Below are 748 nucleotides of genomic sequence, written 5' to 3' on the forward strand. Positions count from 1 at the left end.
GCAACCCGCTACGACAGGTGCCCGAAGGTCTTCCTGTCAGCAATCGCCCTCGCAGCACTCGTTATCTATTGGCTATGAGTCCTGACCCTAGCCAGTTGCCAAAGTGAGCGCAGCGGGAAAATCCCCTGTTTTCACGCTGCGCCTCAACTTCGCCAAAGCCCCAGCCATTGACTGACTGTCACCCGTAACAATGGGTGAAACACTTAGATCAGCTTTTGTCACGAGAAAGAGGTTTGTGGGCTGATCGCCGCAAACACTTTTGTAACAAACGGTTTTCTCGTCCTCAGCGATTTTTTCGATGTCCACAATCATTTGAATTCCAATCAATCAATCGGTGACTGAAAGCCACAGGCGTTCGCTGTCGCATGTGCGCAACGGTAAGGTTGGCCATATCGGTTCATCAGAATGGCTTCAAAACGCTCGTGATTTACCAAGTCAATGTCAGCACTTGTGTGAGTTCCATTCCGCATCCTGTTCCACGCATTTACAATTTCAGGATCAGCATCGAAACGCCTTAATCCATCATCCAATTGATGTCGATCCAAGAACAAATGACGATAAGCACGATCAACAGCACCTCTGCTAAGACCGGTGTTCTGCGCAATCTCGTCAACACCACCACCTGTTCGGCGCATTTGATCGTAGAACTCTTCGGCTGGTATCGCCAAGTTGCCTGACAATCTTTCCCGCGCTATCCGCTTGGGATGAAGATTCCGACCAACATGCCTCGCCTGAAGGGCTTTCGCTT

The 748-nt window shown here is 50.1% G+C and carries 2 protein-coding genes; both read right to left on the reverse strand.

Annotated features, from left to right (window positions below):
- Nucleotides 1-87: 87 nt before the first annotated feature.
- The gene (locus tag ACR0AO_RS25485; protein ID WP_480609852.1) at nucleotides 88-312 is read right to left on the reverse strand and encodes a hypothetical protein; all 225 of its coding nucleotides are present in this window, start codon (nucleotides 310-312) and stop codon (nucleotides 88-90) included.
- 11 nt (nucleotides 313-323) lie between these two features.
- Nucleotides 324-748: hypothetical protein (locus ACR0AO_RS25490; RefSeq protein WP_480609854.1), on the reverse strand; the 425-nt coding region annotated here is incomplete at its 5' end.

The organism is Ruegeria sp. AF8, assembly GCF_056541825.1.